This is a genomic window from Nocardia concava NBRC 100430 (genome assembly GCF_000308815.1).
GTDB classification, from domain to species: Bacteria; Actinomycetota; Actinomycetes; order Mycobacteriales; family Mycobacteriaceae; genus Nocardia; species Nocardia concava.
This window is the reverse complement of the sequence record NZ_BAFX01000141.1, coordinates 53730-77442: the sequence shown is the minus strand read 5'-3', so window position 1 is coordinate 77442 and position 23713 is coordinate 53730. Positions and strand designations below refer to the sequence as shown.

Below are 23713 nucleotides of genomic sequence, written 5' to 3'. Positions count from 1 at the left end.
GATGCGTGGTGACGGTGACGGTTGGGCGGAAAGCCCGGATGGCTCCCGTCAATGGGGTCGCTTCGGGGCTGCCGGACTGTTGCTGCGCGCCCCGCTGATCGGCGGCGGCGCCGCGGTCCTGCTGCACCACCGGGCCGCCTGGACCCATCAGGGCGGCACCTGGGCCCTGCCCGGCGGCGCCCGCGATTCCCACGAGACCACCGTGCACGCCGCGGTCCGCGAGGCCGAGGAGGAGGCGGGCATCGCACCCGGTTCGATCCGCGTGCGCGGCTCCCGGGTGACCGCGACCGCACTCAGCGGCTGGACCTACACCACGGTCATCGCCGATGCCCCGGACCGGCTCGAGACCCGGGGCAATATGGAGAGCCAAGATCTGGTGTGGGTGCCCGAGGACGAGGTCGAGGACCGGCCGCTGCATCCCGGTTTCGCCGCCGCCTGGCCGTTGCTGCGGGCCACGCCCGCCCGCGTCAGCCTGGCCGGAATCCCGGCTCGCCGCGCGGTGGCGGCCGCGTTGCCGCGCACCCTGGATCTGGCCGAGCACGGATTCGTCTGGCTGCACTCCAATGGCGACGGCAACGGCCGCACGGCCCGCATCTGCCCGGGCGCCGCGGCCGAATCCGGCTCGAAACAGACCGAATTGGCCGGAAATGTGTTGTTCCTCACTCCCGGTCAGGTGTTCTCTTGATGGGGTGAGCACGCGCGAGCTTCCCACGTACTGCCGGATCTGCGAGCCGCTCTGCGGACTGATCGCCACCGTCGAGGACGGCAGGCTGATCCAGCTGCGCGCCGACAAGGAGCATCCGCTCTCCCGCGGCAATGCCTGCCCCAAGGGCATCGCCTTCACCGAGATCCAGAACGATCCGGACCGCGTGCTGTATCCGCTGCGGCGCACGGCCGCGGGCGAGTTCGAACGGGTCTCCTGGGACACCGCGCTGGACGAGATCGGCGAGCGGCTGCGCGGGCTCATCGACGAGCACGGAATGCACAGTCTCGGCTGGTATTTCGGCAATCCGTCCTCCTTCTCCTATTCACACACCCTGTGGATGCTGGGCTTCCAGATGGCCGCGGGGCTGAAGCACGTGTATTCGGCGGGCTCCCAGGACATCAACAACCGGTTCGTCGCCAGCCAGCTGCTCTACGGCTCCTCCACCTCGGTGCCGGTGCCCGATCTGGACCGCACGGACTTCCTGCTCATGCTGGGCGCCAATCCGCTTGTCTCACACGGCAGTGCGATGAGCGTGCCGCGTGTGCGCGACAAGCTCACCGCCATCACCAAGCGCGGTGGCCGCGTGGTCGTGATCGACCCGCGAAACACCGAGACGGCCAAGCTGTTCGAGCATGTCGGAGTGCGCGCGGACGGCGACGCCTGGCTGCTGGCGACGTTGCTGCAGGTCATCTTCGAGGAGGGCCTCGAAGACACCGAGGCGCTGCGCCGCCAGGCCACCGGGGCGCGCGAATTGCGGGACGCTGTCGCGCGATTCACGCCCGAGGCCACCGCCGAGGTGACCGGTCTCGAGCCCGATCGGGTGCGCGCGCTCGCCCGGGATCTGGCCCGCGCCGAGTCCGCCGCCGTCTACGGCCGCACCGGTACCTGCCTGGGCCGCCACGCCACCCTGGTCGCCTTCCTCATCGACGCGCTCGGCCTGGTCACCGGAAACCTCGACCAGCCGGGCGGTTCCGTCTTCGGCAAGGAACTGGTGGCCGTCTCCAAACTGAACGCGCGCCTGGGCCTGATCGGCTACGGCAAGAACCGTTCCCGCATCGGCGGATTCCCGGATGTGCTGGGCACCTTCCCGGCCGCCATCATGGCCAAGGAGATCACCACTCCGGGTCCGGGCCGCCTGCGCGCGCTGTTCACCTCGGCGGGCAATCCGGTCTCCTCGGTCCCGAACGGCCGCGAATTGGCTTCCGCCATGGAACAACTGGACCTTTTCGTTTCCATCGACATATATGTCAACGACACCAACCGGATGGCCGACTACATCCTCCCGGCGACCACTTTCCTGGAGCGCGACGACATTCCGCTGCCCTTCACCGCGCTCTCCCCGACCCCGTACACGCAGTACACCGAGCGCGTGCTCGAACCGTACGGCGAGGCCCGCGAGGAATGGCGCATCGTCGACGACATCGCGACCCGGATCGGCGTGCAGCCCTTCGCACTCGGCGCGGCCCGCCCGGTCGGCCGCCTGCTGAGCGGCCTACGCCGCCGCATGCCCCGGTTGCCCGCCCGCCCGACTCCGCAACTGCTGGTGGATCTGGCCGTGCGCACCGGCCCCTACGGCGACCTGTTCGGCCTGCGCCGCGGCGGTCTCAGCCTGCGCATGCTGCGCCGCCACCCGCACGGCCTGGTCCTGGCCGACGGCATCACCACCGGCGTGCTGCGAGAAGTCGTGATGCACAAGGGCGGCCGCGTGCAACTGGACCCCGACGAGATCATCATCGAACTGCGCGGTCTTGCCGACCGCCCGGCCGATCCCACCTACCCGCTGCGCGTCATCGGCCTGCGCGAGCTCAAGTCCCACAACTCGTGGATGCACAATGTCGAGCCGCTCATGCGCGGCGACCGCGAGCACGCCGCGCGCATCAACCCGAAGGACGCCGCGGTCGCGGGTATCCAGGACGGCGACCGCTGCCGCGTCACCTCACCGCACGGCTCCATCGAGGTGACCGCCCGCCTCACCGAGGACATGACCGAGGGCACCGTCGCCATCCCGCACGGCTGGGGTCACCGCGGCGGCTGGCAGCGCGCCAATGCCGCGGGCGGTGCGAACGTGAACGATTTGATGTCAACGGATCTGGCCGACGTGGAACGCCTCGCGGGCATGTCCAACCTGAACGGCATCCCGATCCGCCTGGACCCCGTCGCCTGACCGAGCCCTGTCATACGCCCCGTCATTCCGGCATGCTTTTGGCCGGAATCCACCCCAGCCAGTGTGGATCCCGGCCAAAAGCGCGCCGGGATGACGAGGGGAGTCTCGCGATGGGATGACGGGAGTCCTGTGCCTAGTTGGCGTTCTCCAGGATCCGCTGCTTGATCCTGCGGGCCGCGGCGGTCGGATCATCAGCTTCGGTAATGGCCCGCACCACGACGATTCGGGTCGCGCCGGCGGCCAGCACCTCGGGCAGGCGCTCGTCGTCGATGCCGCCGATGGCGAACCACGGCCGCTGCGTGTGCGAATCGGCGGTGGAGCGAACCAGTTCCAGGCCCGCGGGCGTGCGGCCCGGTTTGGTCGGGGTCGAGTAGACCGGGCCGGTGCAGAAGTAGTCGATGTGCTCGTCCACGGCGGCCAGTCCGGCCTGCGCGCGATTGTTGGTGGAACGGCCCAGCACCACCTCGCCGCCCAGGATCTGGCGCGCGTACCAGGGCGGCAGGTCGCCCTGGCCCAGGTGCAGCACGTCGACCCCGGCGGCGAGCGCGATATCGGCGCGGTCGTTGCAGGCGACCAGTGCGCCGTGGCGGCGGGCAGCCGCCTTCAGCTCGGCCAGCGCACCCAGCTCGGCCTTGGCCTCGAGCGGACCGAACTGCTTCTCCCCGCGCGAACCCTTGTCGCGCAGCTGGATGATGTCGACGCCACCCGCCAGCGCGGCCTCGGCGAACTGCGCGAGGTCGCCGGTGTCGCGGCGGGCGTCGGTGCACAGATAGAGCCGTGCGGTCGCGAGACGTTCCCGAGGGGATACCGGTCGGTTCGGGTGGGAGGGTTGCACAGCCTCGACGGTAGTCGCGCTACGGTGGTTGAGTCGAAACGACCCGTGGGAGCGCCTCGAGCTCGACGCCGCGCGACGCCCCCGGTGAATTTCCCGTTTCGAGACGTATATATGCAGGTCCCGGACGTCCCGGGTCGGGTTAGGTGGAGTCAATGCGGAGTGTGGCCGTCGTCGGCGGCGGAGTGATCGGACTGTCGGCGGCCTGGAAGGCGGCCGGAGCTGGCTTTACCGTCACCCTCTTCGACCCGGCCGTAGGCTCCGGATCCTCCTGGGTGGCGGGCGGCATGCTCGCGCCGCTGTCCGAGGGCTGGCCCGGCGAGGACGAGGCCCTCGCCTTCGGCGCCGCCTCCCTCACCCGCTGGCCCGGCTTCGCCGCCGAGCTGAAGGCGATCACCGGCACCGACGTCTTCGTCGCCGACGAGACCCTCACCGTCGCCCTCGACGCCGCCGATGCCGCGGACCTGCGCACCATCGCCGACTGGGTGAACGCCCGCGGTCACGAGCTGCGCGTGCTGGACCGCGCCGGGGTGCGCGAAGCCGAACCGGGTCTGGGCCGTGGTGTCCGCGCCGGACTGCTGGCCGCCACCGAACCGGCCGTGGACAATCGCGCCCTGGTCGGCGCGCTCCGAACCGCCTGCGCCGCAGCCGGAGTCGAATTCCGCGCCGAACGGGTCGAAGCCCTGACCGATCTGCCGCACGACCGCATCGTCCTCGCGACCGGCGCCGCCGCGGCCGATTTATGGCCGGGCCTGCCGGTCCGCCCGGTGAAGGGTGAGATCCTGCGCCTGCGCCGCCGCCCCAGCGCTCCGACCCCGCCGCGCCGGGTGATTCGTGCCCGCGTGCACGGCCGTCCCGTCTACCTCGTTCCGCGCGGCGATGGAATCGTGCTGGGCGCAACGCAATACGAGGTCGGCTTCGATACCGCCGTCACCGCGACGGGCGTCCGCGACCTGCTCACCGATGCCGAATCGGTGCTGCCCGGAATCGGCGAGTACGAATTCGCCGAGGCCATCGCGGGTTTCCGCCCCGGCTCCCCCGACAATCTGCCGCTCATCGGCTACCTCGACGACCGCGTGATCGTGGCAGCCGGTCACGGCCGCAACGGCATTCTCGACACCCCCGTCACCGCCGACGCCGTCCTCGCCCTGCTCGCCGATACCGAGCTGCCCGAGGCGAAGGCCGCGAACCCCAGCCGGTTCACGGCGGTCCCCGAGCGGCAATCTTCTACCGCCGCACCGCTTTACCCAGGAGGAGTTCGATGACAGCGATTCCGGTCGGCGTGACCGTGAACGGCCAGGAGCACATGTTCCCCGAGCCGCTCACCGTCCGCGAAATGATGGAACGCCTGAACCTGCCGTGTCAGGGCGTGGCCCTGGCCATCGACGGCGCGGTCTTCCCCAAGTCCCGCTGGGACGAACCGGTCGGCCGCGGCTGGGAGATCGAGGTGCTGACGGCGGTGCAGGGTGGCTAGCCCGGCTACGCCGCCTGCCAGCTCCGTGACGCCGCTGGTCATCGCCGGCCGCGAATTCGGTTCCCGGCTCATCATGGGCACCGGTGGCGCGGAGAACCTGGCCGTGCTGGAGGAGGCCCTGGTCGCCTCGGGCACCGAGCTGACCACGGTCGCGATGCGCCGGGTGGACGCCGCGGGCGGTACCGGCGTGCTCGACCTGCTCAAGCGCCTCGAGATCGCCCCGCTGCCCAATACCGCCGGCTGCCGCACCGCCGCCGAGGCCGTGCTCACCGCGCAGCTCGGCCGCGAGGCCCTCGAAACCGATTGGGTCAAGCTGGAAGTCATCGCCGACGAGCGCACGCTGCTGCCCGACGCCATCGAATTGGTCGCCGCCGCCGAGCAATTGGTGGACGACGGCTTCACCGTGCTGCCCTACACGACCGACGACCCGACCCTGGCCAAGCGCCTGGAGGACATCGGCTGCGCCGCGGTCATGCCGCTGGGTTCGCCCATCGGCACCGGCCTGGGCATCGGCAATCCGCACAATATCGAGATGATCGTGGCCGCCGCGGGCGTCCCGGTGATCCTCGACGCCGGCATCGGCACCGCCAGCGATGCCGCCCTGGCCATGGAACTCGGCTGCTCGGCCGTGCTTTTGGCGACCGCGGTCACCCGCGCCCGGCAGCCCGCGCTCATGGCCGCCGCCATGGCCCGTGCCGTCGAGAGTGGTTGGCTGGCCCGCGAGGCCGGTCGCATCCCGAAGCGTTTCTGGGCGCAGGCCTCTTCGCCGGGATTCTGAACCCCGGATTCTGAACCCGGGGTCCGCTCCGGGCCGTAGTCATCCCTGAGGATGAGCGACGCGCTACCAATTAGCGATAGTGCGAGCCGCCGATGTGGGGAAGACTGGTCGTCATGATCGAACTGAGAGGTCTGACCAAGCACTACGGCCAGACGGTTGCGGTGTCGGATCTGTCCTTCACGGTTCAACCGGGGCAGGTGACCGGCTTCCTCGGCCCGAACGGGGCGGGCAAGTCGACCACCATGCGCATGATCCTGGGGCTGGACACACCGACTTCCGGGACCGCGCTCATCAATGGCAAGCCGTACCAGGAGCTGAAGAAGCCCCTCGAAACGGTCGGCGCGCTGCTGGACGCGAAATGGGTGCACCCCAATCGTTCCGCGCGCTCGCATCTGCGGTGGATGGCCGCCTCCAACGACATTCCGCAATCCCGGGTCGAGGAGGTGCTGCGCCTGGTCGGCCTCACCGAGGTGGCCGGCAAGAGCGCGGGCGGCTTCTCCCTGGGCATGTCGCAGCGGCTCGGCCTGGCCGGGGCCCTGCTCGGCGACCCGCAGGTGCTGCTGTTCGACGAACCCGTGAACGGCCTGGACCCCGAGGGCATCCTGTGGATCCGCCGCTTCATGCAGCGCCTGGCCGCCGAGGGCCGCACCGTGCTGGTGTCGAGCCACCTGCTCAGCGAAATGGCGCAGACCGCCGAACATCTCGTGGTGATCGGCCGGGGCCGGCTCATCGCCGACACCACCACAAAGGATTTCATCGAGAAGGCGTCGGAACAGTCTGTGCGCGTGCGCAGTCCGCAGCTGGATCAGCTGCGCAGCCTGCTCACCTCCAACGGCATGACCGTGCGCGAGGATGGCGCGGAATCCGACGGCCCGGCCCTGGTCGTGGCCGGTGTGACCAGTGACGCGGTCGGAAAACTGGCCGGCGCCAACGACATCACGCTCTACGAGCTCTCCCCGCAGCGCGCCTCGCTGGAGGAGGCGTTCATGCGCATGACCGGAGGCGCGGTGCAGTACCACGGCGAAGGCTTCGATCAGGTTATGGGAGGTGCGCTCTGATGGGAGTGCTGACCGCGGAACGTATCAAGCTCACCTCGACCCGTTCGCCGTGGTGGTGCTCGGCCATCGTGGTGGTCCTGGGTCTGGGGCTGGCGGTGCTGGCGGCGGCGGTGGCGCGCTCGGCCAAGGGCGACCACACCCACGTCTACACCGTTTCCGACGCGGTGTCGGGCGTGAGCGGTTTCGGCGTGCTGGTCCTGATGATCATGGCGACGCTGTCGGTGACCAGCGAATACCGCTTCGGCGTCATCCGCACGTCCTTCCTGGCCACGCCGAATCGCACCCGGGTCATCACAGCGAAGTCGATCCTGCTGGCGGTGTACGCGACCGTGCTGACCGCGGTGCTGAGCGTGCTCGCCTTCGTGCTCTTCCGTGCCATTTACGGCTCGGGTCCCGGCCTGGAACTCTCGACCTCCGAGGAGTGGCGAGCGCTGATCGGGGTCCCGATCTATGCCCTGCTGTGCGCCGTTCTTGCGATAGCTGTAGGTGTGCTGGTGCGGCAGTCCGCGGCCGCCATCTCCATCCTGCTGCTGTGGCCGCTCATCATCGAGACCCTGCTCAGCTCGTTCGGCAGTTTCGGTCGCAATGTGGGCCCGCTGTTGCCCTTCCACAACGTGCAGCGATTCTTCACCATGGGAGATGTGTCGGGGAACTGGCACTGGGGCCCGTGGGGCAGCCTGATCTACTTCACGATCTTCGTCGGATTGATCTTCGGAGCCGCCGTATTCGTGGTAAATAAGCGCGACGCGTAACGCGACGCCAGAGACCCTGCCCGGGGAGCCGCCGGCCACTGCCCGGCCCGGCGGCACGCATCGGCCCGATACGGAATTCCGTATCGGGCCGATGTAATTCTCGAGCAGGGGGTTAAGGCTTTGTGAGAACTTTCCCGTCCGGCCGGAATCTTCTGGTCACTGGACCGGATCGTCTGTAGCATCGCCTCAGCAACCAAAACACTCAATGAATCGGCGGGTCCAACGAAGTGGCCGCTAGCACCGATCGGGAGGTGTCAGGTGGCAATCATTAATCCATCCCATGACGGAGCGCTGGGATACGCTCTGGGCGTGAGCGAACGACCCTCCGACGGCGGTGAACGCGCCAACGACGCGAACCGCACGGACGGACTGGGAACCGATCGCAACCGGTCGCGCGACGCGGCCGGCAGCCGGGCGCGGGAACCCCGCATCGACCCGGATGTGGTCATCCCCCTGATCCCCGCGGATCTCTCCGAAGACATCGACGAATCCGACGCACAGCCGCGTCGGCGCGGCCGCTTCCCCGGACAGATCTCCGCCCTCATGAATGCCGCCAACCAGCGCGGCGACATCATCGGCCTGGTCCGCAAGGCTCGGGAGAACCTGCCCGGCGATCCGGCCTTCGGTGATCCGCTGTCCGTATCGGGTCCCGGAGGCGTGCGCGCGGTGGCCCGCGCGGCGGACAAGCTGGTCGGCGATTCCCCCAGTGCCGCACGCGAATTGGGACTGGGCGCACTGCAGGTCTGGCAGGCGATGCTGGAGCGGGTCGGCAAGGGGCGCGGCACCCAGGAGATCACCATCATGTTCACCGATCTGGTGGCGTTCTCGAGCTGGTCGCTGGCGGCCGGCGACGAGGTGACGCTGGATCTGCTGCGCCGGGTGGCCAAGGCCATCGAGCCGCCCATCAATGACCGCGGCGGTCAGGTGGTCAAGCGCATGGGTGACGGCGTGATGGCCGTCTTCCCGTCCGCGGACCGGGCCGTGCGAGCGGCCGTGGCCGCCAAGGAGAATCTGTCGGCGGTGTCCGTGGATGGCTATCGCCCGCAGATGCGGCTCGGTCTGCACACGGGCAGCCCGCGCGAGATCGGCGGCGACTGGCTCGGCATCGACGTGAATATCGCCGCCCGGGTTATGGAGGCGGGCGGCAATGGCAACACCATGCTCTCGGGCGCGACGCTGGACGCGCTGAAGCCGGAGACCCTCGAGGAACTCGGCCTGGGCATCAAGCCCTACCGCCGCAGCTTCTTCGCGGCACCACTGAGCGGTGTGCCGGAGGATTTGCGCATTTTCCGCCTCGAAGCCGAATAGGGCTCTCGGGGAAGCCCCCGAGAACTAGCTCGTCATGTAGAGAATCGCGCCCACTGCCGCGAGGACGCCGCAGGCACCCAGGCCGATGGCCACCGGTCGCGAGTTCTTGAACAGCGAGTACGCCCCGCCGAGCAGGAATCCGGCGAGGGCGAGCAGGACGATCGCGGTGACGTCTGTGGACACGCGATCAGTCTGCCTGACGGTTGCCGCAACGCCGGACACTGGTCCTCACCTGGGTATTCGCTGAATAACAAGCACGCGGGCTTGCTTTTTTCGGGGGTGGATGTGACCCTGTAACCGACCGCAGCGCCGAAGCTGCGCCGGACTCAGGTGTGCACAGGAGGCCCTTCATGAGTCAGCTCGCCGACACTCCGGATGTCATTCGGATCGGCAACTGTTCCGGGTTCTACGGCGATCGATTGAGCGCCATGCGGGAGATGCTCGAGGGCGGGCAGCTCGACGTCTTGACCGGGGACTATCTGGCCGAGCTCACCATGCTGATCCTGGGACGGGATCGCATGAAGGATCCGAATCTCGGATACGCCAAGACTTTTGTGAAGCAGCTGGAGAGCAGTCTCGGGCTGGCTCTCGACAAGGGCGTGAAGATCGTCGTGAACGCGGGCGGGCTGAATCCCGCCGGGCTGGCGCGGCGCATTTCCGAGGTGTCCGAAAAGCTGGGCCTGGCACCGGAAGTCGCGTATGTGACCGGTGACGATCTGCTGTCGCGGGCCGCCGAACTCGGGCTGGGCACGCCGCTCACGGCCAATGCCTACCTGGGTGCGTGGGGTATCGCCGAGGGGCTGAACGCGGGCGCGGACATCGTGGTGACCGGACGCGTCACCGACGCCTCGCTGGTGGTGGGGCCGGCCGCCGCCCACTTCGGCTGGGGCCGAACCGATTACGACGCGCTGGCCGGCGCGGTGGTGGCGGGGCACGTGATCGAGTGCAGCACGCAGGCCACCGGCGGCAATTACGCCTTCTTCACCGAGATCGCCGATATGGGGCGGCCGGGCTTCCCGATCGCCGAGGTGCGGCGCGACGGCAGCAGCGTGATCACCAAGCACGCGGGCACCGGCGGCGCGGTCACCGTGGACACGGTGAAAGCGCAGCTCATGTACGAGATTCAGGGCGCGCGCTACGCGGGCCCGGATGTGACCACGCGCCTGGACACCATCGAGGTGAGCCAGGAGGGCCCGGATCGGGTGCTGATCAGCGGGGTCACCGGTGAGGCGCCGCCGCCGCGGACCAAGGTGTCGATCAATACCATCGGCGGCTTCCGCAACGAGATGGAGTTCATCCTCACCGGGCTCGATATCGAGGCCAAAGCCGCACTGGCGCAACGACAGCTGGAGTCCTGGCTGCCGCAGCGGCCCGCCGAACTGGACTGGACCCTGGCCCGGTTGGACCGCCCGGACGCCGAGACCGAGGAGCAGGCCAGCGCGCTGTTGCGTTGTGTCGTGCGCGATCCCGATCCGAACAAGGTGGGACGCGCCTTCTCCAGCGTCGCGGTGGAATTGGCGCTGGCCAGCTACGCGGGCTTCTCGATGACCTCACCGCCCGGAAACGGCGGCCCGTACGGCGTTTTCACGCCGGGTTACGTGGATTCGGCGCTGGTCCCGCACAAGGTGGTCCTGCCGAACGGCAGCGAGACCGAGATCGCGCCCGCCGCCGAGACGCTCGAATTGGCCGAGGTCTCGGAACCGCTACTGCCGCAACAGCTTCCGGCGGGCGAGACCAAGCGGGTGCCGCTGGGCGCCATCGCGCTGGCCCGCAGCGGCGACAAGGGCGGCAATGCCAATATCGGCGTCTGGGTGCGCACCGACGAGCAGTGGCGCTGGCTGGTGCACGCGCTGACCGTCGACGAGCTGCGCCTGCTGCTGCCCGAGACCGCCAAACTGCCCGTCACCCGGCACGTGCTGCCGAAGCTGCGGGCGCTGAACTTCATTGTCGAAGGTCTGCTCGGGGAGGGCGTGGCCTATCAGGCGCGCTTCGATCCGCAGGCCAAGGGGCTCGGGGAATGGCTGCGGGCCCGGCACATCGAGATTCCTGTGGAGCTGCTGCCATGAGCGAATACGTGAATCCCTGGACGACGCCCGAGCGGCGCGAATTACGCGCCACCGTACGCGGTTTCGCGGAGCGGGAGGTGCTGCCGTACCTGGACGAGTGGGAGCGGGAGGGACTGCTGCCGCGCGAGCTGCACAAGAAAGCGGGCGCGCTGGGGCTGCTGGGCATCCAGTTCCCCGAGGCCGCGGGCGGTTCCGGCGGTGACGGGATCGACGCGGCCATCGTGGCCGAGGAGATGCACTACGCGGGCTGCTCGGGCGGTCTGTTCGCATCCCTGTTCACCTGCGGTATCGCGGTGCCGCACATCATCGCCTCCGGGAATCCCGAGCACATCGAGCGCTGGGTGAAGCCGACTCTGGCGGGCGAGAAGATCGGGTCGCTGGCCATTACCGAGCCGGGCGGCGGTTCGGATGTCGGGCATCTGCGGACCACCGCGGTGCGCGACGGCGACGAGTTCATCGTGAACGGGTCCAAGACCTTCATCACCTCCGGTGTGCGCGCCGATTACGTGGTGACCGCCGTGCGTACGGGTGGTCCTGGCGCGGCGGGTGTTTCGCTGCTGGTGGTGGAGAAGGGCACGCCCGGTTTCACGGTCAGCCGCAAGCTGGAGAAGATGGGCTGGCTGTGCTCGGATACCGCCGAGCTGTCGTATGTCGATGTGCGGGTGCCGGTTTCGAACCTGGTCGGCCCGGAGAACAGCGGATTCGCCCAGATCGCACAGGCTTTCGTGAGCGAGCGGGTGGGTCTGGCCGTGCAGGCGTACGGGCATGCGCAGCGCTGCCTGGACCTGACGCTGCGATGGACGCGTGATCGCGAGACCTTCGGCCGCCCGCTGATCAGCCGCCAGGCCGTGCAGAACACGCTCTCGGAGATGGCGCGCCGCATCGATATCGCCCGCGTCTACACGCACGTGCTGGCCGAGCGCGCCGCCCGCGGCGAGACCGATCTGATCGCCGAGGTGTGCTTCGCCAAGAACACCGCCGTGGAGACGGCCGAATGGGTCGCGCACCAGGCGGTGCAGCTCTTCGGCGGCCTCGGCTACATGCGTGAGTCCGAAGTCGAACGCCACTACCGGGATGTCCGCATCCTCGGTATCGGCGGCGGCACCAACGAGATCCTGACCAGCCTCGCGGCCAAGCGATTGGGGTTCCAGTCTTGACCATCCTGCGCACTTCCGTAGACCCGAATTCGGCGGAGTACCAGGCCGCCGCCGAGGCCATGACCACCAAGTTGGCCGAGGTGGAGGCCGAGTACGCCAAGAACATCGCGGGCGGCGGCCCGGAGAAGCTGGCGCGGCATCGCAAGCGCGGCAAGCTGACCGCGCGGGAGCGCATCGAACTGCTCATCGACGAGGATTCGCCGTTCCTGGAGCTGGCCCCGCTGGCCGCCTGGGGCAGCGACTTCCATGTGGGCGCGAGCGTGATCGCGGGCATCGGCATCGTCGAGGGCGTCGAATGCCTGATCACCGCGCCCGATCCGACTGTCCGCGGCGGCACGTCGAACCCGTGGACGCTGCGCAAGACGCTGCGGATGAACGACATCGCGCTGGAGAACCGGCTGCCGGTGATCGGGCTGGTGGAGTCCGGCGGCGCGGATCTGCCGACGCAGAAGGAAGTCTTCGTGCCCGGCGGCCGCATGTTCCGGGATCTGACCCGGCTGTCGGCGGCCGGAATTCCCACCATCGCACTGGTTTTCGGCAACTCCACCGCCGGTGGCGCGTACATCCCGGGCATGTCCGACTACACGGTCATGATCAAGGAGCGCTCCAAGGTATTCCTCGGCGGCCCGCCGCTGGTGAAGATGGCCACCGGTGAGGAGTCCGACGACGAATCGCTGGGCGGTGCGGAAATGCACGCCCGCACTTCGGGCCTGGCCGATTATCTGGCCGTGGACGAACAGGACGCGATCCGGCTGGGCCGGTCCATCGTCAAGCGCCTGAACTGGCAGAAGCAGGGTCCGGCGGCGCGTCCGGTCGATCAGATCATCGAGCCGCTCTACGACCAGGAGGAGCTGCTCGGCATCGTGCCGGGTGACCTCAAGATCCCGTTCGATCCGCGCGAGGTCATCGCCCGCGTGGTCGACGGCTCCGATTTCGACGAGTTCAAGCCGCTCTACGGTTCCAGCCTGGTCACCGGTTGGGCGGAGCTGCACGGCTACCCGGTCGGGATCCTGGCCAACGCGCGTGGCGTGCTGTTCTCCGAGGAAGCCCAGAAGGCTACTCAGTTCATCCAGCTGGCGAACCAGTCGAACACGCCATTGTTGTTCCTGCACAACACCACCGGCTACATGGTCGGCAAGGAGTACGAGCAGAAGGGCATCATCAAGCACGGCGCGCAGATGATCAACGCGGTCTCGAACTCGAAGGTCCCGCACATCTCGCTGCTCATGGGCGCGTCCTACGGCGCGGGGCACTACGGCATGTGCGGCCGTGCCTACGATCCGCGCTTCGTCTTCGCCTGGCCCAGTGCGAAATCCGCCGTCATGGGAGGTGCGCAGCTGGCGGGCGTCATCTCCATCGTGGGCCGGGCCGCCAACGAGGCGCGCGGCATCCCGTTCAACGAGGAGCAGGACGCCGGGCTGCGCGCCATGATCGAGGCGCAGATCGAGGCCGAATCGCTGCCCATGTTCATGTCGGGCCGCCTCTACGACGACGGCGTCATCGATCCCCGCGACACCCGCACGGTATTGGGAATGGCGTTGTCGGCCATTCACAATGCCCCGATCAAGGGCGCCGAGGGCTTCGGCGTCTTCCGGATGTGAGGCCAGAGATGGAGATTACGAACGTTCTGGTCGCCAATCGCGGTGAGATCGCGCGACGGGTATTCGCGACCTGCCGCCGCATGGGAATCGCGACCACCGCTGTCTATTCGGACGCCGACGCGAACGCCCCGCACGTGGCCGAGGCGGATGCGGCAATTCGCCTGCCGGGCAACACCCCCGGCGAGACCTACCTGCGTGCCGAGCTGATCATCGAGGCCGCCTTGGCCGCCGGCGCCGACGCCGTCCACCCCGGCTACGGATTCCTTTCCGAGAATGCCGAATTCGCCAAGGCCGTGCAGGCCGCCGGACTCACCTGGATCGGCCCGCCGGTCGCGGCCATCGAGCAGATGGGCTCCAAGGTCGAGTCCAAGAAGATGATGGACGCCGCGGGGGTCCCGGTGCTGAAGCAGCTGGACCCGGCCGAGGTCACCGCGGACATGCTGCCGGTGCTGATCAAGGCGTCCGCCGGTGGTGGTGGTCGCGGCATGCGCGTGGTGCGCGATGTCGCGGATCTGAACGATCAGATCGAGGCGGCGCAGCGGGAAGCCCAGTCCGCCTTCGGCGATTCGACCGTGTTCTGCGAGCGCTACCTGGAGACCGGCCGCCACATCGAGGTGCAGGTCATGGCCGACACCCACGGCACCGTGTGGGCGGTCGGCGAGCGTGAGTGCTCGATTCAGCGCCGCCATCAGAAGGTGGTCGAGGAGGCTCCCTCGCCGCTGGTCGAAAAGATCGACGGCATGCGGGCGCGGCTGTTCGAGGCGGCTCGGCTGGCGTCGGAGGCTATCGGCTACGAGGGTGCGGGCACCGTCGAATTCCTGGCCGACGAGAAGGGCGACTTCTTCTTCCTGGAGATGAATACCCGTCTGCAGGTGGAACATCCGGTCACCGAGCAGGTCACCGGCCTGGACCTGGTGCGCCTGCAGCTGCAGGTCGCGGCCGGTCGCCCGCTGCCCGCGCGGCAGCCTGAAATGCGCGGCCACTCGATCGAGGTGCGCCTCTACGCCGAGGATCCCGCGCATGACTGGCAGCCGCAGTCCGGCCCGGTCCACAAGCTCGACATCCCCGGCACCGTGGGCGAATTCACCGTGCTGACCGAGCCGGGCGTGCGCCTGGACACCGGTGTGGTGGACGGTTCGGTGGTCGGTGTGCACTACGACCCGATGCTTTCGAAGGTCATCTCCTTCGCCGACACCCGCGACGAGGCCGCGCACCTATTGGCAAGTGCGTTGCAGCGGGCCAAGATTCACGGCCTGGTCACCAATCGCGATCTGCTGGTGCGGGTGCTGCGGCATCCGGCCTTCTTGGCGGGCGACACCGATACCGCGTTCTTCGCGACGCACGATCTCGAAAAGCTTTCCGCGCCGCTGGTTTCCGAGGCGGATGAGAAGCTGTCGATCATCGCGGCCGCGCTGTCCGACGCCGCAGCCAATCGGCAGTCGGCCCGGGTCGGCCGCGGCCTGCCCAGCGGCTGGCGCAACCTGCCGTCGCAGCCGCAGTCCAAGTCGTATGAATCCCGCCTGACCGGCAAGCACGAGGTGCGCTACCGCCTCACCCGTGCCGGGCTAGAGGTAGAGGGGCATGACGGGCTCGAATTGGTCGAGGCCACAGCGGATCTCGTGATCCTCCAGGTCCCCGGCGAGCGCGGCCCGGTGCGCCGCCGTTTCGAGATCGCCCGCTACGGCGATCTGGTGGCGGTCGACTCCCCGCTCGGCCCGGTGGCGGTGCGCCGCCTGCCGCGCTTCGAGGATCCGGCCGACCAGGTGGCCGAGGGCTCGCTGCTGGCCCCCATGCCGGGCGCGGTGATCCGCCTCGGCGCGGCGGTCGGCGATCGGCTCGAGAAGGGCCAGCCGATCCTGTGGCTGGAGGCGATGAAGATGGAGCACACCATTGCCGCACCCGCCGCGGGCGTGCTCACCGAATTGAACGTTTCCGCCGGCCAGCAGGTCGAGGTCGGCGCCGTACTGGCCGTCGTCCATCCCGAAGAGACCACCGCGCACAGCGAAGAGCAGGAGTAGGCAATGAGTTTCATCGAAACCGACGAGCAGAAGGCGCTGCGCGCGGCGGTGGCCAAGCTGGCCGCCAAGTACAACTTCCGCGACTACGCCGGACCCAAGGCACGCCGCAACGAGCCCTTCGACGAACTCTGGGACGAGGCCGGCAAGCTCGGCTTCCTGGGCGTGAACCTGCCCGAGGAGTACGGCGGCGGTGGCGCGGGCATCTACGAACTCGCGCTCGTACAAGAGGAATTGGCGGCGCAGGGCTGCGGCCTGCTGCTCATGGTGGTCTCGCCGGCCATCTGCGGCACCATCATCACCAAGTACGGCACCGAGGCGCAGAAGCAGGAGTGGCTGACCAAGCTGGCCGACGGCAGCGGCAAGATGGTCTTCGGCATCACCGAGCCGGACGCGGGCTCCAACTCGCACAAGATCACCACCACCGCCCGGCGCGACGGCGAGGACTGGATTCTCAACGGCCGCAAGATCTTCATCTCCGGTGTGGACCAGGCCGAGGCCGTGCTCATCGTGGCGCGCTCCGAGAACGCCAAGACCGGCAACCTGCAGCCCGCCCTGTTCATCGTCCCCGTCGACACCCCCGGCTTCGTGAAGACGAAGCAGGAGATGGACATCATCGAGCCGGACAACCAGTTCACGCTGTTCCTCGACGAGGTCCGGCTGCCCGCCACCGCCCTGGTCGGCCAGGAGGACGCGGCCATCGCGCAGCTGTTCGCGGGGCTGAACCCGGAGCGCATCATGGGCGCGGCCATGGCGGTCGGCATGGGCCGCTACGCCATCGACGCGGCGGTCAAGTACGCCAAGGAGCGCGCGGTGTGGAAGGGCGCGCCGATCGGCTCGCACCAGGGCATCTCGCATCCGCTCGCGCAGGTGAAGATCGAGCTGGAACTGGCCAAGGTCATGATGCAGAAGGCCGCGTTCCTCTACGATTCCGGCGACGACTTCGGTGCCGCCGAGGCCGCCAATATGGCGAAATACGCTGCGGCCGAAGCCAGTATCAAGGCCCTCGATCAGGCGATCCAGACCCACGGCGGCTCCGGCCTGACCTCCGATGTCGGCCTGGCGGGCATGCTGGCCGCTTCGCGCATCGCCCGGGTCGCCCCGGTCAGCCGCGAGATGATCCTGAACTTCGTCGCGCAGCATTCGCTGGGACTGCCGAGGTCCTACTGATGAGTGACGCGCCCGCGGGCCCGTTCGTCCGCTACGAGGTGGCGGACGGATTCGCCACGCTCACACTGGATTCCCCGCACAACCGCAACGCGTTGTCGTCGCGGCTGGTGACGGAGCTGCTGGAGGGGCTGGGGCGGGCCGCCGCCGACGACGCCGTGCGCGGCGTGGTGCTCACCCACACCGGCAACACCTTCTGCGCGGGCGCGGACCTGAAGGAGGCGGTGGACGCCGACCCGGCGGCCGCCGCCGATATCCGCACCCGCTGGATGATCTCGGTGCTGCGCGACATCCTCGCCATGCCGAAACCCGTTCTGGCGCAGGTGAACGGGAATGTGCGGGCGGGCGGCATGGGCATCATCGCCGCCTGCGATCTGGTGGTCGCCGGACCGGAGAGCAGCTTCGGCCTGACCGAGGTGCGGATCGGCCTGGCCCCGTTCATGATCTCGCTGACCCTGCTGCCCCGCATGTCCCCGCGGGCTGCGGCGCGCTACTTCTCGACCGGCGAGACCTTCGACGCCGCCGAGGCCGAGCGGGTCGGCCTGGTCACCGTGGTGGCTGCCGACCCGGCCGCCGAGACGGCCCGCCTGCGCGGTGAGTTGCGCAAGGGCGCGCCGCAGGGTCTGGCCGAGGCCAAGGCGCTCGTCAATGCCGAGCTGCTGGCCGCCTTCGACCGTTCCGCCGAGGACCTGGCCAAGCGTTCGGCGAGCTTCTTCGGCACCCCGGAGGTGATCGAGGGCATCACCGCGTTCATGCAGCGCCGCCCGGCGAGTTGGGCGGAATAGACAACTCGGCAGAATAGGCAACCATGGCGACACCCCACGAACCCAAGCAGGACCGCAGCCGGGCCACCCGGCAGCGGCTGCTGGAAGCGACCATCGACTGCCTGGCCCAGACGGGCTGGGCGGCCGCCACGGTCGCCGTGGTCGCCGAACGCGCCGGGGTGTCGCGCGGTGCGGCCCAGCATCATTTCCCAACCCGGGAAGACCTGATCACGGCCGCCCTCGAGTACATGTTCGAAACCCGCATGGATCAGGCCAAGGCCGACGCCCTCGCGGTCGCCGAGGTGGCCGAGGGCGTCGCCCGCACCGAGGCCGTGGTCTCCGGCCTGGTCGAGTCCTACACCAGCCCGCTGTTCAAAGCGGCCCTACAGGTCTGGACCCACGCCGCCGCCGACCCGGCCCTGCGCGAGCGAATCGTCCCCATGGAAGCCCGTTTCGGCCGCATCTCGCACCGCATGGCCGTCGAGGCGCTCGGCGTCGACGACTCCGACCCGGTGGCCCACCACCTGGTCCAGGCCACCCTGGACCTGGCCCGCGGCCTCGGCCTGGCCGACGTCCTCACCGACGACTCCTTGCGTCGCAAGGAGATCGTCGCCCAGTGGTCGGCCACCCTCCACACCGCCCTGACCAACGCCCGCTGACCGAACCACCCACCGACTCTCAGTAGTGGATTCCGTGGTCGGCACGGATGTGACCGGTGCTCGTCGCGAATAGCGTTATGAGCATGGAAATCAACGCGATCACCAGCACCGATATCAACGTCCAGCTCGAGGTGGCCGATCCCGAGGCTGCCGCCGCGATCTACGAGGACGCCTTCGGCCTCGGCGACCGCCTCGGCTTCCGAGCCTCCGACACCCCGACCACCGGATTCCGCGGATTCCTGCTGTCCCTGGTGGTTTCGCAGCCCTCCACCGTCGACAGCCTGGTCGGCACCGCGGTCGACGCGGGCTTCACCGTGCTGAAGCCCGCGAAGAAGAGCTTCTGGGGCTACGGCGCGGTGGTGCAGGCTCCGGAGGGCACCATCTGGAAGATCGCCACCTCCAAGAAGAAGGACGAGGGCCCCTTCACCCGCGAGGTCGACGAGGTGGTGTTGCTCATGGGCGTGTCGGATGTGAAGGCCAGCAAGCAGTTCTACGTCGACCGCGGCCTGACGACCTCACGGAGCTTCGGTGGCAAGTACGCCGAGTTCGCGACCCCGACCTCCCCGATCACTCTCGCCCTGTACCCGCGCAAGGCCGCCGCCAAGGAGGCGGGGGTACCCCTGGAGGGCACCGGCTCCCATCGCATCGTCATGGACAGCGGCATCGGTTCCTTCACCGATCCGGACGGCTTCGTCTGGGAGGCGACGGCCTGACCCCGGCCGAAGCCGGTGCCGGGTGGCGCTCAGAAGCCGAATATCTCTGCCAGGTCGATGGATTCGTCGTCCCAGCGACGCTCGATGGCCTCGCGTTCCGCGGTCGGCAGGTCCGGATCCCAACCGGACCTGCGCCAGAAGGCTTCTCGGTGCTCATCGCTGAGGGGGTACGTGCTCATGGCGGAATCCCTGGATCGTGACGGGCGTCACATTCAGCTTATCGAGCAGTGAGATCACTTGCGGCGGACTGGGATCACCGCCCCCGGTTAGGTGGTTTTCGGGGAGGTCAGGTCGTAGAGGGTGATGCCGTCCACCTCTTGGGAATTGAAGTGCTCCTTGACCCAGGCGGTGATCTGGGAACTCTGGCTCTGGCTGTTGTCGCGGCCGCCGCGGTCGCCGCCCATCTGGCTGCCGGCGATGAAGTAGTGGATGCGGCCGACCTGGACGTACTCCTGGAATTGGGCCAGGGTCGGGGATGGGTCGCTGCCGTTGAAACCGCCGACCGGCATGACCGGCAGCTGGGTCGCCAGCTGGAAACCGGCCGCCGAGTTCGAGCTGACGGTGGCCGCCACCCAGGTGTAGTCGGAGCCGTCGGCCTTCAGCAGTGCGGTGACCTTGTCGCTCGGTTTGCTCGCCATCATCATGTTGCCCGCGCCGCCGCCGAATTCGCCGGGGCCACCGGCATTCTCGGCATTGAGGCCGCCTGGCTGTCCGCCCGGGGTGCGAGTGCCAGGAGCCCCATTGCCCGGTCGACCGTTCGGCATGCCGTGGTCGCCGCGCGGCCCGCCCGGGCCGAATCCGCCGCGCACGGCAGGCCCCGCCGAGGGCATCGGCCCTTGGTGTGCGGTGGCGATGCCGTCCAGCGCGTAGGCCGTCGGCGCGGCCAGCCCGACCACCACCGCGGCGGCCGCGGCGGTCAGCCCGGCTTTGCGGGGCAGGCGAATCAGCAGAAGCAGGGTGACGACGATGCCGCCGACCAGCACCACCCATCGCAGCCATGGCAGGAAGGAAGTGCTGCGGGACAGGATGATCCACGCGGTCGCGGTGGTCAGGCCGAGCGCCAGGGCGGTGGCCAGACGCACCCACAGCCGGTCGCGGTGCCGCCAGGCGAGTACCGAGCCCGCGCCGATCAACGCCGCCACGCCGGGGGCCAGGGCCACCGTGTAGTACGGGTGGAAGATGCCCTTCATGAAGCTGAACACCAGCCCGGTGCCGAGCAGCCAGCCGCCGAACAGGATCAGCGTCGCCCGTTGCGGATCGGTGCGGGTCAGCTTGCCGCGCAACGCGATACCCACGACCAGCAGCACGAGTGCCGCAGGGATGAGCCAGGCGATCTGACCGGCCTGCTGCGGCTGGAAGAGCCGGTCGATGCCGGGTGTGCCCCACATGCCGCCACCGCCGGTCGGCAGCTGTTCGCCACCGCCGAAGCCGCCGACACTGCCGGTCTCGTCGCCGTTGAGGCGGCCCAGGCCGTTGTAGCCCAGGGTCAGCTCGATGATCGAATTATGCTGCGATCCACCGAAGTACGGTCGATCCGAGGCGGGCCACAACTCGGCCAGCAGCACCCACCAGCCCGCACCGGCGATCAGACCCGCGAGCGCCCCGAACAGCTGCGCGATGCGCTTGCCCAGCGCGGGCGGACCCGCGATCAGGTAGGTCAGCGCCAGCGCGGGCACCACCAGCAGCACCTGCAACTGCTTGGCCAGGAAGCCGAGTCCGATGAACGCCCCGGTCAGGAACAGCCAGCGCCAGCGTCCATCGGCCACCCCCCGGGTCATGGCCCAGGCCGCCGCGAGCATGAGGAACACCAGCATGGCGTCCGGATTGTTGAACCGGAACATCACGGCCGCAATGGGAGTCAACGCCAGCACCAGGCCCGCGAGCAGCCCCGCACTCGCCCCGAAATTGTGCCGCACGATCGCCCACAGCAGCGCCACCGACGCCACACCCAACAGCGCCTGCGGCAACAACATGCTCCAGCTGTGCAATCCGAAGATCCGCACACTGATCTCCATGGGCCACAACGACAATGGCGTCTTGTCCACGGTGATGGAGTTGGCAGCGTCGGACGAGCCGAAGAAAAACGCCTTCCACGACACCGAACCCGCCTGCACCGCGGCGGCATAGAAGGAGTTCGCCCAGCCGTTGGCCGACAGGTTCCACAGGTATGCGATACCGGTGCCGATGAGCAGGGCCGCCAGCGCGAGGTACTCACGGCGTCCGCCGCGCGCGGCCGGTGGCTCGGCCGGGGGCGGGGTGAGCCGGGGCTCGGTCAGTGTCGCGGTCATCGGACCTCCTCCGAAACGGGCCGGCCGGCATTACGGAAGACCCAGCGCAGGCCGACGAAGCGCAGCAGGGTGGCGACCAGGTTGGCGACCACCAGCACCAGCAGTTCCAGGTGCACCGCCGCGCCCGGGGCCCACTGGTGCAGGGCGAACAGTGATCCACTGGTCAGCGCCAGGCCGACGCCGAAGATGACCAGGCCCTGGAAGTGGTGCGAGACAGCCTGATTGGAGCCGCGGATCCCGAAGGTGAAGGCGCGGTTGGCGGCGGTATTGCCGATCGCGGTGATCAACAGCGCCAGGAAGTTGGCCACCTGCCCGCCCGTGAAACCTTGCAGCAGAACGTAGAGCAGTAGGTAGGCGAGCGTCGAGGTGATGCCGACTATGCCGAAGCGCACCAGCTGCCCGACCATGCCCAGCGGCACGCCCTCGACCAGCGGTTCACGTCCGATCGCGGCGCGCAGCTCGTTGATCGGCAGTCGCCCGCTGGTCAGCGCGCGCCCGACCCGCCAGATGCCCCGCAGATCCTTGCGGGCGGTGTCCACGATGTCCACCCGCGAATCCGGATCGTCGATCCAGTCCACCGGCACCTCGTGAATGCGCAGTCCGATGCGTTCGGCCAGCACCAGCAGTTCGGTGTCGAAGAACCATTCGCCGTCCTCGACCAGCGGCAGCACCAGCTTGGCCACCTGGGTGCGCATGGCCTTGAAGCCGCATTGCGCGTCGGAGAACTTGGCCTGCAACGAGGTTCGCAGGATGAGGTTGTAGCAGCGGGAGATGATCTCGCGCTTGGGTCCGCGCACCACCCGCGCGGAGGAGGCCAGCCGGGTGCCGATGGCCACGTCCGAATGCCCGGACACCAGCGGCGCGACCAGCGGCAGCAGCGCGTTCAGATCGGTGGACAGGTCCACGTCCATGTAGGCGACGACCTGTGCGTCCGAGGACTGCCACACCTCCCGCAGCGCCCGCCCGCGGCCCTTGCGGTCCAGGTGCACCACGCGCACGCCGTCGAGCTGATCGGCCAGCTGCTTCGCCACCGCCATCGTGCCGTCGGTGGAGGCGTTGTCGGCGATGGTGATTCGCGCCGTGAACGGGAAGTTCAGGGTGAGGAAGGCGTGCAGTCTGCGCACGCACGGCCCGAGGTCGACCTCTTCGTTGTAGACCGGAACGACCACATCCACGACGGGCGCGGTCACTGCTGCTGCGGGTTCCGCCGCCCGCGCGGCGGTCACGGTGTCGTTCATGGTGACCAATCTCGATCACCAGACTCACATCAATCTGCGCTCCGCCTGGGAGGTTCCTGGGAGCGCTGCGCCGGCCGGAGGAGCCGAGCGCTGGTCAGCGCGGGCCGAGGTGCAGCCGCCACAGCGGGGAGACCGGACCGTGCCCCGCGCCCAGGTCGTAGGACGCCTCCAGGCTGCGGAAGGTCCACTCCTTGGCGAAGGCGACCGCGTCCGGGACCGAATAGCCGTGTGCCAGTGCGCAGCAGATGGCCGCAGCCAGGGTGTCGCCGCCGCCGTGATCGTTGCCGGTGTTGAGCCGCTTGGCCGGGAGTTCGTGGAAGGTGTCGCCGTCGAAGAGCAGATCGGTGGACTGCTCGGAGGTGCGCAGGTGACCGCCCTTGACGATGGCCCACTTCGGGCCCAGCGCGATCAGCGATTCGGCGGCCTTGCGCGCGGAGCCGTCGTCCACCACGTCGATGCCGGTGATGAGCCGGACCTCGTCGAGATTGGGGGTGACCACGGTGGCCAGCGGAATCAGGGTGTTGCGCACCGCGTCCAGGGCCTCGGCGTGCAGCAGGGCGTCGCCGTGCATGGAGGCCGCGACCGGGTCCACGACCAGCGGGATCTCGCCGTCGCGCCCGATACCGACCTCGCGGCACACGCCCGCGACCGCCTCGATGATGGCGGTGGAGGCCAGCATGCCGGTTTTGGCCGCGCCGATTCCGATGTCGCCCACCACGGTTCGCACCTGGTCGGCCACGACCTGCGGCGGGATCTCGTGGAAGCCGCTGACGCCGAGGGTGTTCTGCACGGTCACCGCGGCCACCGCCACGCACGCGTGCACACCGCACATGGCCATGGTGCGCGAGTCGGCCTGGATGCCCGCGCCGCCGCCGGAGTCGGTGCCCGCGATGGTGAGGGCGCGAACCGGGGTGGTGCCGTTCGGAGCAAGCGGTAGGAGTTCCACGTCACAGACCCTAGTGGGGACGAATCG

At 68.8% G+C, this 23713-nt stretch carries 22 protein-coding genes; 16 read left to right on the top strand and 6 right to left on the bottom strand.

From position 1 onward, the window contains the following. The first annotated feature begins 1 nt into the window (after nucleotide 1). Together ON43_RS33275 and ON43_RS33270 are read left to right on the top strand one after the other, a co-directional pair. Nucleotides 2–685, top strand: a complete 684-nt coding sequence (locus ON43_RS33275) for an NUDIX domain-containing protein (RefSeq protein WP_040813892.1) — start codon at nucleotides 2–4, stop codon at nucleotides 683–685. 4 nt (nucleotides 686–689) lie between these two features. Further along, complete coding sequence (locus tag ON43_RS33270) at nucleotides 690–2870, top strand: molybdopterin-containing oxidoreductase family protein (RefSeq protein ID WP_040813890.1); 2181 nt, start codon at nucleotides 690–692, stop codon at nucleotides 2868–2870. Nucleotides 2871–3003: 133 nt separating this feature from the next. Here ON43_RS33270 and thiE read toward each other — a convergent pair whose 3' ends face one another. Next, on the bottom strand, nucleotides 3004–3705 hold the full coding sequence (gene thiE, locus ON43_RS33265) for a thiamine phosphate synthase (RefSeq protein ID WP_040813888.1): 702 nt from the start codon (nucleotides 3703–3705) through the stop codon (nucleotides 3004–3006). Nucleotides 3706–3857: 152 nt separating this feature from the next. Between thiE and thiO the strand changes: the two genes are divergently transcribed. From thiO to ON43_RS33235, 6 genes are all read left to right on the top strand, one after another. Then, entirely contained in the window at nucleotides 3858–4967 is a 1110-nt protein-coding gene (thiO, locus tag ON43_RS33260; protein ID WP_040813886.1) for a glycine oxidase ThiO, read from the top strand. After that, nucleotides 4964–5176, top strand: a complete 213-nt coding sequence (gene thiS / locus ON43_RS33255) for a sulfur carrier protein ThiS (RefSeq protein ID WP_040813884.1) — start codon at nucleotides 4964–4966, stop codon at nucleotides 5174–5176. Before thiO ends, thiS begins: the two co-directional genes overlap by 4 nt. Beyond that, nucleotides 5169–5954: a thiazole synthase gene (locus ON43_RS33250; RefSeq protein ID WP_040813882.1), complete on the top strand. Its 786-nt coding sequence runs from the start codon at nucleotides 5169–5171 to the stop codon at nucleotides 5952–5954. Before thiS ends, ON43_RS33250 begins: the two co-directional genes overlap by 8 nt. Nucleotides 5955–6067: 113 nt before the next feature. Continuing rightward, entirely contained in the window at nucleotides 6068–7012 is a 945-nt protein-coding gene (locus ON43_RS33245) for an ABC transporter ATP-binding protein (RefSeq protein WP_040813880.1), read from the top strand. Then, nucleotides 7012–7764 carry a DUF2705 family protein gene (locus ON43_RS33240; protein ID WP_040813878.1) on the top strand — a complete coding sequence of 251 codons (753 nt, stop codon included), beginning with the start codon at nucleotides 7012–7014 and terminating at the stop codon, nucleotides 7762–7764. The genes ON43_RS33245 and ON43_RS33240 overlap by 1 nt, the downstream gene beginning before the upstream one ends. A 543-nt stretch (nucleotides 7765–8307) precedes the next feature. Then, complete coding sequence (locus ON43_RS33235; RefSeq protein ID WP_083913898.1) at nucleotides 8308–9072, top strand: adenylate/guanylate cyclase domain-containing protein; 765 nt, start codon at nucleotides 8308–8310, stop codon at nucleotides 9070–9072. Nucleotides 9073–9096: 24 nt separating this feature from the next. On the opposite strand, the gene ON43_RS45645 is transcribed toward ON43_RS33235, so the two are convergent. After that, the gene (locus tag ON43_RS45645) at nucleotides 9097–9255 is read right to left on the bottom strand and encodes a CG2302 family histidine operon protein (protein WP_167333480.1); all 159 of its coding nucleotides are present in this window, start codon (nucleotides 9253–9255) and stop codon (nucleotides 9097–9099) included. 167 nt (nucleotides 9256–9422) lie between these two features. Here ON43_RS45645 and ON43_RS33230 point away from each other — a divergent pair, with 167 nt between their 5' ends. The 8 genes from ON43_RS33230 (at nucleotide 9423) to ON43_RS33195 (ending at nucleotide 19214) form a co-directional block, all read left to right on the top strand. Next, nucleotides 9423–11138 (top strand): acyclic terpene utilization AtuA family protein, encoded by a 1716-nt coding sequence (locus tag ON43_RS33230; RefSeq protein WP_040813876.1) that lies wholly within the window; start codon nucleotides 9423–9425, stop codon nucleotides 11136–11138. Between the two features lie 8 nt (nucleotides 11139–11146). Then, nucleotides 11147–12295, top strand: a complete 1149-nt coding sequence (locus ON43_RS33225; protein ID WP_040813981.1) for an acyl-CoA dehydrogenase family protein — start codon at nucleotides 11147–11149, stop codon at nucleotides 12293–12295. Further along, nucleotides 12292–13896 (top strand): acyl-CoA carboxylase subunit beta, encoded by a 1605-nt coding sequence (locus tag ON43_RS33220; RefSeq protein ID WP_040813874.1) that lies wholly within the window; start codon nucleotides 12292–12294, stop codon nucleotides 13894–13896. Before ON43_RS33225 ends, ON43_RS33220 begins: the two co-directional genes overlap by 4 nt. 8 nt (nucleotides 13897–13904) lie before the next feature. Continuing rightward, nucleotides 13905–15914: an acetyl/propionyl/methylcrotonyl-CoA carboxylase subunit alpha gene (locus tag ON43_RS33215; RefSeq protein ID WP_040813872.1), complete on the top strand. Its 2010-nt coding sequence runs from the start codon at nucleotides 13905–13907 to the stop codon at nucleotides 15912–15914. 3 nt (nucleotides 15915–15917) lie between these two features. After that, nucleotides 15918–17081, top strand: coding sequence for an acyl-CoA dehydrogenase family protein (locus tag ON43_RS33210; RefSeq protein ID WP_040813870.1), 1164 nt, complete (start codon nucleotides 15918–15920; stop codon nucleotides 17079–17081). Next, on the top strand, nucleotides 17081–17863 hold the full coding sequence (locus ON43_RS33205) for an enoyl-CoA hydratase family protein (RefSeq protein WP_040813868.1): 783 nt from the start codon (nucleotides 17081–17083) through the stop codon (nucleotides 17861–17863). The genes ON43_RS33210 and ON43_RS33205 overlap by 1 nt, the downstream gene beginning before the upstream one ends. 23 nt (nucleotides 17864–17886) lie before the next feature. Further along, nucleotides 17887–18501: a TetR/AcrR family transcriptional regulator gene (locus ON43_RS33200; protein WP_040813867.1), complete on the top strand. Its 615-nt coding sequence runs from the start codon at nucleotides 17887–17889 to the stop codon at nucleotides 18499–18501. Between the two features lie 83 nt (nucleotides 18502–18584). Beyond that, a complete protein-coding gene (locus ON43_RS33195; RefSeq protein WP_040813979.1) occupies nucleotides 18585–19214 on the top strand; it encodes a VOC family protein in 630 nt (209 codons plus the stop codon). 29 nt (nucleotides 19215–19243) lie between these two features. On the opposite strand, the gene ON43_RS45640 is transcribed toward ON43_RS33195, so the two are convergent. From ON43_RS45640 to thiD, 4 genes are all read right to left on the bottom strand, one after another. Further along, nucleotides 19244–19393, bottom strand: a complete 150-nt coding sequence (locus tag ON43_RS45640) for a hypothetical protein (RefSeq protein WP_167333479.1) — start codon at nucleotides 19391–19393, stop codon at nucleotides 19244–19246. Between the two features lie 87 nt (nucleotides 19394–19480). Beyond that, nucleotides 19481–21502, bottom strand: coding sequence for an ArnT family glycosyltransferase (locus ON43_RS33190; protein ID WP_040813865.1), 2022 nt, complete (start codon nucleotides 21500–21502; stop codon nucleotides 19481–19483). After that, entirely contained in the window at nucleotides 21499–22740 is a 1242-nt protein-coding gene (locus ON43_RS33185; protein WP_051179575.1) for a bifunctional glycosyltransferase family 2/GtrA family protein, read from the bottom strand. The genes ON43_RS33190 and ON43_RS33185 overlap by 4 nt, the downstream gene beginning before the upstream one ends. Nucleotides 22741–22834: 94 nt before the next feature. After that, nucleotides 22835–23686, bottom strand: a complete 852-nt coding sequence (gene thiD / locus ON43_RS33180; RefSeq protein WP_040813863.1) for a bifunctional hydroxymethylpyrimidine kinase/phosphomethylpyrimidine kinase — start codon at nucleotides 23684–23686, stop codon at nucleotides 22835–22837. Nucleotides 23687–23713 lie beyond the last annotated feature (27 nt).